Source organism: Nocardia thailandica NBRC 100428 (assembly GCF_000308795.1).
Lineage (GTDB): Bacteria > Actinomycetota > Actinomycetes > Mycobacteriales > Mycobacteriaceae > Nocardia > Nocardia thailandica.
In genome coordinates this window covers 1-9,317 of the sequence record NZ_BAGK01000076.1, presented here as the reverse complement: position 1 = coordinate 9,317, position 9,317 = coordinate 1, and the positions used below count along the sequence as shown (strand labels likewise).

Annotated in this window: 10 protein-coding genes and 1 pseudogene; 6 read left to right on the top strand and 5 right to left on the bottom strand. The window is 69.7% G+C overall.

Annotation, left to right across the window (positions count from 1 at the left end):
* A pseudogene (locus tag ON36_RS08390) lies at positions 1 to 241 on the top strand (hypothetical protein); the annotation flags it as partial.
* A complete protein-coding gene (locus ON36_RS08385) occupies positions 238 to 1,608 on the top strand; it encodes an NtaA/DmoA family FMN-dependent monooxygenase (RefSeq protein WP_043649950.1) in 1,371 nt (456 codons plus the stop codon). The pseudogene ON36_RS08390 and the gene ON36_RS08385, both read left to right, overlap by 4 nt.
* A 256-nt stretch (positions 1,609 to 1,864) precedes the next feature.
* On the opposite strand, the gene ON36_RS08380 is transcribed toward ON36_RS08385, so the two are convergent.
* From ON36_RS08380 to ON36_RS08365, 4 genes are read right to left on the bottom strand one after another with little or no spacing between them, the layout of a single operon-like run.
* On the bottom strand, positions 1,865 to 2,095 hold the full coding sequence (locus ON36_RS08380; protein ID WP_043649948.1) for a DUF7683 domain-containing protein: 231 nt from the start codon (positions 2,093 to 2,095) through the stop codon (positions 1,865 to 1,867).
* Positions 2,092 to 3,582 carry a colicin E3/pyocin S6 family cytotoxin gene (locus tag ON36_RS33410; protein WP_218001180.1) on the bottom strand — a complete coding sequence of 497 codons (1,491 nt, stop codon included), beginning with the start codon at positions 3,580 to 3,582 and terminating at the stop codon, positions 2,092 to 2,094. Before ON36_RS33410 ends, ON36_RS08380 begins: the two co-directional genes overlap by 4 nt.
* Positions 3,579 to 3,875, bottom strand: coding sequence for a WXG100 family type VII secretion target (locus tag ON36_RS08370; protein ID WP_043649945.1), 297 nt, complete (start codon positions 3,873 to 3,875; stop codon positions 3,579 to 3,581). Before ON36_RS08370 ends, ON36_RS33410 begins: the two co-directional genes overlap by 4 nt.
* The gene (locus tag ON36_RS08365; RefSeq protein WP_043649960.1) at positions 3,872 to 4,189 is read right to left on the bottom strand and encodes a WXG100 family type VII secretion target; all 318 of its coding nucleotides are present in this window, start codon (positions 4,187 to 4,189) and stop codon (positions 3,872 to 3,874) included. Before ON36_RS08365 ends, ON36_RS08370 begins: the two co-directional genes overlap by 4 nt.
* 646 nt (positions 4,190 to 4,835) lie before the next feature.
* Here ON36_RS08365 and ON36_RS08360 point away from each other — a divergent pair.
* From ON36_RS08360 to ON36_RS08345, 4 genes are all read left to right on the top strand, one after another.
* A complete protein-coding gene (locus tag ON36_RS08360; RefSeq protein ID WP_043649942.1) occupies positions 4,836 to 5,648 on the top strand; it encodes a DUF1684 domain-containing protein in 813 nt (270 codons plus the stop codon).
* A 71-nt stretch (positions 5,649 to 5,719) separates the two neighbouring features.
* The gene (locus tag ON36_RS08355) at positions 5,720 to 6,916 is read left to right on the top strand and encodes an LLM class flavin-dependent oxidoreductase (RefSeq protein WP_052313764.1); all 1,197 of its coding nucleotides are present in this window, start codon (positions 5,720 to 5,722) and stop codon (positions 6,914 to 6,916) included.
* A 135-nt stretch (positions 6,917 to 7,051) separates the two neighbouring features.
* Positions 7,052 to 7,633 (top strand): DUF2867 domain-containing protein, encoded by a 582-nt coding sequence (locus ON36_RS08350; RefSeq protein ID WP_043649939.1) that lies wholly within the window; start codon positions 7,052 to 7,054, stop codon positions 7,631 to 7,633.
* A 43-nt stretch (positions 7,634 to 7,676) separates the two neighbouring features.
* Positions 7,677 to 8,327: a class I SAM-dependent DNA methyltransferase gene (locus ON36_RS08345; RefSeq protein ID WP_043649935.1), complete on the top strand. Its 651-nt coding sequence runs from the start codon at positions 7,677 to 7,679 to the stop codon at positions 8,325 to 8,327.
* 28 nt (positions 8,328 to 8,355) lie between these two features.
* Here ON36_RS08345 and ON36_RS08340 read toward each other — a convergent pair whose 3' ends face one another.
* Positions 8,356 to 9,282, bottom strand: a complete 927-nt coding sequence (locus tag ON36_RS08340; RefSeq protein ID WP_083884993.1) for a methylenetetrahydrofolate reductase — start codon at positions 9,280 to 9,282, stop codon at positions 8,356 to 8,358.
* Positions 9,283 to 9,317 lie beyond the last annotated feature (35 nt).

Below are 9,317 nucleotides of genomic sequence, written 5' to 3'. Positions count from 1 at the left end.
CCGCGAGGTCCACCTGCTCGACCCGGCCCAGCTCGACACGCTGCTGGACCGGATCGCCGAGTCCGGCGCGGCGGACGGCGCCGTCCTGCGCCCGCTCGCGGTGCGGGCGACCCTGGCCGCGCTGGAAGCAGGCGGCCGCCCCCGGACCCGCCCGGGCGCCGTCCCGGGGACCTTCCGCGACCGTCTCGGCCTCCCCCGCCCCGCCTCGCGCTACGCCCTACCCGCAGGAGCCGCACAGTGACCGGCAAGCCCCGCAAGCAGATCCATCTCGCCGCGCACTTCCCCGGCGTCAACAACACCACCGTGTGGGCCGACCCCGCCTCGAAGAGCCAGGTCGACTTCGAGTCCTTCGTGCACCTGGCCCGCACCGCCGAACGCGGCCTGTTCGACTTCTTCTTCCTGGCCGAGGGCCTGCGCCTGCGCGAACACCTCGGTCGCATCCACGACCTCGACGTGGTCGGCAGGCCCGACACCTTCACCGTCCTCAACGCCCTGGCCGGGGTGACCGAGCGGCTCGGCCTGGCGGGCACCATCAACAGCACCTACAACGAGCCCTTCGAGCTGGCCAAGCAGTTCGCCTCCCTCGACCACCTCTCCGGCGGCCGGGCGGCGTGGAACGTGGTCACCTCCTCCGACGCCTTCACCGGCGAGAACTTCCGCCGCGGCGGCTACCTCGAACACGGACAGCGCTACCGCCGCGCCGCCGAGGTCGTCGAGGCGACCCGGGCGCTGTGGGACAGCTGGCCCGCCGACGCCCTCGTCGTCGACCGCGCGGCCGGGGTGTTCGCCCGCGAGGTGCCGGAAACCCGTTTCCGGAGCACCCAGTTCGACATCGACGCCCCCTTCGTCCTGCCGCGCAGCCCGCAGGGGCACCCGGTGCTGCTGCAGGCGGGCGACTCCGACGAGGGCCGCGAATTCGGCGCCTCGGCCGCCGACGCCATCTTCACCGGGCACGGCACGCTCGAGGCCGGGCGGACGTTCTACGCCGACGTCAAGGGCAGGCTGGCGAAGTACGGGCGCGCGCCCGAGGACCTGAAGATCCTGCCCGCGGCCACCTTCGTGCTCGGCGACAGCGAGGCCGACGCCCACGACCGCGCCCGCCACATCCGGCTGCAGCAGGTGAGCCCGCAGACCGCGATCGCCTTCCTCGAACAGGTGTGGGGGCGCGACCTCTCGGGCTACGACCCCGACGGGCCGCTGCCCGACGTCGAGCCCGACGCGGCCGCCACCATCACCCGCGGCCGGGTCCGCCACACCAAGGACCCCCTGGCCGTGGCGAAGGCCTGGCGGGAGAAGGCCGAGGCGGAGAAGCTGTCGATCCGCGAACTGATCATCGAGGTCACCGCCCGCCAGCAGTTCGTCGGCACCCCGGCCCAGGTGGCCGCCCGGATCGACGAGTACGTGCAGTCCGACGCCGCCGACGGTTTCATCCTCGTCCCGCACCTGACCCCCACCGGACTCGACGAATTCGTCGACCGCGTCGTCCCCGAACTCCAGGAACGCGGCAGCTTCCGCACCGCGTACACCGGCACCACCCTGCGCGACCACCTCGGCCTGCGCCATCCGCACACCCACCCCCTCGTCACCGAAGGAGCGCGAGCGTCATGACCAGCATCCTCGAACGGGCGGCCCCTGCTGGCGCCACGACATGCTCGGTGCCGGCACCGCCGGTTCGGCCAGGCACACACTGCGCTCCGATGGCGACGAGACGAGCGGTGAATTCCTGATTGCGCCACTCCGGTTCGGGCCTGCAGTGGGCGGAGGCCTCATGCCACCCCGAGGCGCGCCGCCGCGCCGACCTCGGGGCAGCGCGAGGTGGACGCCCGCATTCTGCTGTCGAGGAACGACTTCTCCGCACAAGGGATCAAGACGAATGCGCGGTCACAAAGACATCGCACCCTTCCACGGAGGGCGATATTCCGGCACGACGAAAAAGTGCATCTCGCTGATCGCCCGACAGCGGCCAGGAGAAGGCCAACTCTTCCTCCGTAATTCCGAGGATCTCCGCGACCACCCGTGCGCCGATGTGCGATATGTCGAATTCTTCGACCAGCTTTTCGGTTTCTTTATCGAACAACTCGACATCAATGGTCACGGCTCCACCGTTCTCGTCGAATCTGCCGGTTTCGTCATCTTTCCGGTTTCGGCGTCATACTCGCCCTGATGAATGCCCCGCTTGTTGTACTTCTCAACGGTCCCATGCTGTGAATCCCATTCATAAATGTTTCCCTTGGCATCTTTCCAGCGCTTGCGGAGACCCCCACCCCCTTGCACGGGGGTTTTCGGAGTAGCACGACTGGCTTCGGGGAAGGCCGTCAAATTCTTAGGCGGAGGCGTGTAGTTCACGGCTCTGCCCCCACCGCCAGGACTCTTCCGGGCCATGGGGCTTATGCTGTGCGTATCGATGGTGTTGGCAGCATCGATGATCCCGGCACCGGCGACGGCGACACCGGCAGCAACAGCGCCGGTCGACACGACCCCGACAGGAATACCGACCGCCGCACCGACGACGGAGGCGTCCAAGGCCAGACCGCCGATCTCCCCGCCGGCACCCAGAATCGTCAGCGCAGCACCCGCAGCAGTGACTGCAAGGTCGGTACCCATGCGGAGTGGATCTTCCTGGATCGCGTTGCCGAAGGATGCCACAACATTCACCAGGTCCGCCGCAACGTTGTACAGAATGATGCCCGCATACTTTGCGACGGACTGCGCCACATCCAAGGCAGCCTGAGCTTCCGCTGCAATGAGAGTACCCAGTGCTGAGATCTCGGTCGCGAAATTGCCGAGAACAGTCTTGATATCATCGAGCAGACTGTCATCATCACCAACAATCGAACCGACAACGTCACCCACCAGCGATACCGGATTCGAAGCGGACGAGACCAGGTCGCGAAGCGCGCTGTGCACGATGTCCAAATGCTGCGCGAACTCGTCCAGTTTCGTCGCGAGACTAGCGCAGCTCTCCCGAGTGGTGGTGAGGGCTTCCTCGATCGCCGTCAGGGACTGGACAATCGACGCGCTCTCATCCATGGTCTGCTGCTCGACCACCTGCTGGGGTGCCGACAGATCGGTAGCAGCCATTCCACACTGCACCGCCATCGCACGCCACTCGGCTGCGGCCGACCGCAATTTGTCCTGGTGCCCGTTGGGAGCGATCATGCCGACCAGCGATCGCACGATATCCGCAAAGAACGGTCCGCCGAGATCACCTACCGAAGATGGCGGGTATTCAACCGGCCGCGCGCACGTTTCCTCGGGAAACGGATACGGAGTGGCCTCGCCCTCGGCAATGTCGGAGGCATGATCAGCGTTCGCATGATTCGCCGCCGCAGCCTTGATCGCATCACCGATCCGTGCAGTGCCGTTCACGATTCCCGTGATCGATTCCATCAACGCGCTGCTTGTCTTGTCTACCGACCTGCCACCAACGATTCCCGCAGGATCGTTCCCACACATACCGCCACACTCGGCCAGCGTGGTGAGTAACTGCGAGAGTTGGATACCGACAGCATTCGATACCGCGAGCACAGCAGCGCCCGCCGCGGTCAGTTCCACGGGGGCCACGGTGATCGGGCTGGTCATACGTCGAACATCTTGACATTGGCCGTCGTAGCGGCTCCGTAGTTCCCATGTGCGGCGCGAGCGGCATTTTCCATCGTTCCCACGCCCCTGTCGACGTCCTTCGCGCCTTCTACCCACTCCACATGGGCTTCTTGATAGGCAGACGCGGACGCACCGGTCCAACTGCCTGTGATACTGCGTGCCTGTTCGTCCAGCAAGGCGAGCTGATCGGTGACGAAGCTCGCGAAGCCTCGGATCTTCGTTGTCACGATGTCGAGTTGAGTCAGATCCACGCTCATGCCCTGCTCACTCATGGCAGGTCCAAGACTGACATTGCACTCGCGCGGGCCCGATCGGACTGCACCAACACATCGGCGGTCACGCCCAGTTTGGCAGCCAATTCGTATAAGGCGTTCCACACCTCCGACGCACCCTGCCGCACTTCCTGCCAGCCGGCTGCATACGAGTCCGCAGCGCTCCCACGCCATGTGCCTTTCAGCGCTTGAATGTCACGGTCGATGGAGGTCAGTGCCAACTGCAACTGCTCGGCGATCGAGTACACGCGTTGCCCATACACGGTGACCTCAGCGGGAACAACGTCGATCTCCCCCGCGCTTACAGACCCCATAAACTCCCCCAACTATATCCTTCCCACAAGCCATAGTACCACTGAACGATGTCGCTACCCAGATCACCTGGCCGCGGCCCCCATAGTGCTCACGTCGCCATCATTCCGACCTGCGTCTGTCACAGCTGCCGCAGCTGTCGGTAGGCGCGCTTCATGACGGACGGCGATTGGCAGCGGAAGCTGACGGTGACAGGGTTCCGGCCGGAGCACAACGAAACAAATCACGATGAGTTCACGTCTTCACCACTGCGGACTCGCTTTGCAATTGTGCAACACACACGCCAGTCGACGTGGGTCGCACCAGCACGGAGAAAGGATCTGGGGCCATGAGCAAGGCCGTCCTGTTCGTCGGCATTGAACCGCCCGGTACCGGATCGCATCTCGCGCCCCGGGTCGCCACCTCGGCACTGGACGGATCCCCTCGACGTTGAACTAAGCCTCGCCGATTAAGCCGACATCGACCTCGCCGACCACCCGTGGTCGTGCATCCGATCACCCGATGCGGGGCCAGCGGGATACAGACCCGACGCCCGGGCCACCAGCGCCGGTGCTTCCGCACCGCGTACACCGGCACCACCCTGCGCGACCATCTCGGCCTGCGCCATCCGCACACCCACCCTCTCGTCACCGAAGGAGCGCGAGCGTCATGACCAGCATCCTCGAATCCACCACCACCTTCGCCGACGACTGGCAGCGCTGGCACGACGCCCGCGAGGACGGCCTGCGCGATCCCGTCGGCTGGCTGAGCCTGACCGCCCTGCACTGGCTCACCGACAGCCCCGAGCGCCTCGACGGCGTCCCGGGCACGTGGTGGGTCACCGACGGCAAGGTCTTCATCACGGCCCAGCCCGCCGACCGGCTCGACTACGAGGGCGAGCGCATCGGCGGCGTGCAGATCCTGGTGCCCGCCGAGGGCGCGCCCGGCCTGATCGTCCACCACGAGGAACGCGTCCTCGAGGTGATCCGCCGCACCGGCGGATTCGCGGTGCGCGTGCACGATCCGGCCGCCGCGACCCTGGCCCGCTTCACCGGCGTGCCCGCCTACCCGGCCGACGAGCGCTGGGTGGTCACCGGCCTGTTCACCGCGTTCGAGACGCCGCGCACCGTCACCACCGGCGCCGTCGTCGAGGGGCTCGAACACCACCACTCCGCCGCGGGCACGGTCGAATTCACCCTCGGCGGCGTCACCGAGACGGTGGTCGCCTTCGGCACACCCCAGGACCTGCGCCTGCTGTTCACCGACGCGACCAGCGGCGTCACCACCTACCCCGCCGCCCGCGCGCTGGCGCTGGGCGCGGTCGCCGCCGACGGCACCGTCACCCTCGACTTCAACCGCGCGGTGAACCTGCCGTGCGCCTTCACCGACTTCGCGACCTGCCCGGTCGCGCCCGCCGAGAACCGCCTCCGCGTGGCGATCGAGGCGGGCGAACGGGACCCGAAGCAGGTGGTCGCGGCATGAGCGGTCAGCGACCGGAGGCGGCAGCGGAGCGTGACCACGCAGGTCGCCCGATCAGGCCCGGCGGACACGGCATGAGCGGTCAGCGACCGGAGGCGGCAGCGGAGCGTGACCACGCAGGTCGCGTTCCCCTTTCCATCCTCGACCTGTCACCGATCAGCGCCGGATCCTCGGCGGCGCAGGCGATCCGCAACACCGTCGATCTGGCCCGGCGGGCCGAGGAGTGGGGCTATCACCGGTACTGGCTGGCCGAGCACCACTTCGTGTCGGTGGCAGGCTCGGCGTCGCTGACGCTGCTCGGCCTGGTCGCTTCGGCGACCTCGCGCATCCGGGTGGGCACCGGCGCGGTCCAGGTCGGCCACCACACCTCGGCCTCCATCGTCGAGGCGTTCGGCACCGTCGACGCCATCGCGCCCGGCCGCCTCGATCTGGGTCTCGGCCGGTCCGGGCACCGGCGCGGCCAGTTCGGCGCGCAGGCGGAGACCGCCAAGGGCGGGCGGCCGGTGGTCGACGCCGTCACCGGCCGCACCGAGATCCGCGACGGGGTCGTGGTGCCGCCGCCGTTCGATCCCCGGCGCATCACCGACCGCTCGAAGTTCCTGGCCTCGGCCGAGGCGCTGCAGCAGGAGGGCGCGCGCTCCGCGGAGTTCCCCGACCAGCTCGCCGAGGTGCGGGCGCTGCTGGACGGCACCTTCGTCGCCTCCAACGGGGTCGCGCTGCACGCGGTGCCGGGCGAGCACGCCCCGGTGCAGTTGTGGCTGTTCGGCAGCACCGCCGGGGAGAGCGCCGAGTTGGCCGGGCGGCTCGGGCTGCCGTTCGCGGCCGCTTATCACGTCTCCCCCGGCACCGCCCTGGACGCGGTGGCCGCCTATCGGGCCGCCTTCCGCCCGTCGGCGGTGCTGGACCGGCCGCACGTCATCGTCTCCGCCGACGTCGTCGTCGCGCCCGACGAGGAGACCGCCCGCCACCGCGCGAGCACCTACGGGCACTGGGTGCACAGCATCCGCAGCGGCGGTGGCGCGGCCGAGTACCTCGACCCCGCCACCGCCGCCCCGCTGACCCCCGACCAGCTGCGCCTGGTCGCCGACCGGCTCGACAGCCAGATCGTCGGCGCGCCTGCCGGCGTGGCCGACCGGCTCGAGGCGCTCGTGCGCGTCACCGGCGCCGACGAGCTCCTGCTCACCTCGATCGCCTTCGACCATGCCGACCGCCTCGAGTCCCATCGCCTCGTCGCGGAGGAGTGGGCGCTCCGCGCCGCCGTCGCCGCCTGATCGACCGCGGAAGCGGGTGCCGTTCCCCGGCACCCGCTTTCGCGGCTCCCGGGAGGTCACACGAGGGACTGTACGCAGGCGTACAGATGCGCTACCGTCTAACCATACGGCAGCGTATCGAGAGGGTGGCCGATCATGCGGATACCGACGGCGGCGCACACGGAACGGCCGTGGCGCATTCACGAGATCGCGCCCGAGTTCGAGGTCGAGGACGTCTGGCGCTTCGACACCCCCGGCGGCCGGCGCGACGACTTCGCGCCCTTCCTCGACGCGCTGCGGCACCGGCGCGCCGCCGAACAGCGCGGGGTGACCGGGGCGCTGTTCGCCCTGCGCTGGAAACTGGGCGCGCTGCTCGGCTGGGACCGGGCCGAGGACGGGCTCGGCGGCCGGGTCGCGTCCCTGCGCGACCGCCTGCCCGCCGACCTGCTCGCCCACCCCGCCCCCGAGGACACCGCGGGCCCCTTCCGCGCGCTCTACCTCCTCGACGACGAGTACGCCGCCGAGATCGCCAACAACACCATGCACGGCGTGCTGCACCTGGGCTGGGTGGCCGACGGCGACGCCTACCACCTGCGGATGGCGGTCCTGGTCGCGCCCAACGGCCGCTGGGGGCGCGCCTACATGGCCCTGATCAAGCCGTTCCGCCATCTCGTCGTCTACCCCGCGATGACCCGCTCCTGGGAACGCGCCTGGCGCGACCTGGCCCGAACCCGCTGAGCCGCCGTGGGATCCGGGGCGGCGCCGCGCTAGCGTCGACGGCATGCCCGGACCTCACACCAGCGACGGCGTCGCCGACGCCTACGACGACATCGCGGACCTCTACCTGGAGATGCTCGACGGCAGGCTCACCGTCGGCGCCGACGAGCGGCGGGCCGTCGAGGAGTTCGGCGAGCTGGTACGCGCGGCGGGCAACGACGTCGTGGCGGATCTGGGATGCGGACCCGGCCGGATCGGGGAGTTCCTGCGGCGCGCGGGCAACCGGGTCACCGGCGTGGACGCCTCGGCGGAGATGATCCGGCACGCGCGCGAGCGGCACCCGGAACTCGACGTGCGTCACGGCACGATCGAGGGGTTCCTCGCCGCGCCGCCCACGCCGATCGGGCACGCGCTGCTGTGGTTCTCGACGATCCACATGGATCCGGCGGGCATCGGCGACCTGCTCCGTACGGTCCGCGACGCGGTACGGCCCGGCGGCTACGTGCTGATCGGCTTCCAGACCACCGACGCGCTCGACGGCGACCCCGTCCCGTACGACCACCGGGTCGCCGCGGCCCACCGCTTCCCGCTCGGCTGGATGCGGCGCGTCGTCGCCGACGCGGGACTCACCACCCTCGGCATGCAGCACCGCGCGCCCGGCCCGGACGACCGGGTCCCGTCGGGCTACGTCCTGGCCCGGCGCGACCCGTCCTGAGCCGGGTACGGCGGCCGCGCGCGGCGGATCACGCGCTGAGCGGCGCCGCCGTCACCCCGTACCCGAGGTTGGTGAGCACCTCGCTGGTCGCCTTCGCGAAGTTGAGGGTGATGAAGTGCAGGCAGGGGGCGCCCTCGTCGATGAGCCGCTGGGCCATCTCGGTGGCGATCTCGATGCCCTCGGCGCGCACGGCGGCCTTGTCCTCCTCGGGACCGTCGCCTGCGGCCGCGCGCAGCCGCGCCATCACCGCGGCGGGCAGCGGACGCCCGCAGAGTTCCTCGGCGCGGGTGACCGTGCGCAGCGAGGTGATGGGCATGAGCTCGGGGATGATCGGCTTGGTCGCCTCGACCGGGTCGAGGGCGGCCATCCGGTCACGCAGGCGCAGGTAGTGCTCGACGTCGAAGAACATCTGCGTGATCGAGTACTCGGCGCCGGCGCGCAGCTTGGCGGCCAGGTAGCGGGTGTCGTGGTCGAGGTCGGGCGAGCGGTGGTGCCCCTGGGGGAACGAGGCGACGCCGACGTGGAAATCGCCCAGGTCGCGCACGATGCGCACCAGTTCCTCGGCGTATTCGACGCCCTCGGGGTGCTTGGTCCACTCGCCGAGCGGGTCGCCGGGCGGGTCGCCGCGCAGGACCAGCAGGTTGCGGATGCCGGAGTCGGCGTAGGAACCGACCAGCGACCGCAGCTCGGCGACGCTGTGGCCGACCGCGGTCAGGTGGGCGACCGGCAGCAGGGTGGTCTCCTGCGCCAGCTCGCCGGTGATGCGGACGGTGCGGTCCTTGGTCGACCCGCCCGCGCCGTAGGTCATCGACACGAAGGCCGGGTGCATGCGCTCGAACTCGCGCACCGCCCGCCACAGCCGGGCCTCTCCTGCCGCGTCGCGCGGCGGGTTGAACTCCACGGAGAACGGCACTCCCCCACCCGCACCCGCGTGGGTGCGCAGACTCTGCACCACAGACGGGGTGCGGGAGACGTCCGGCGGCGTCGGGG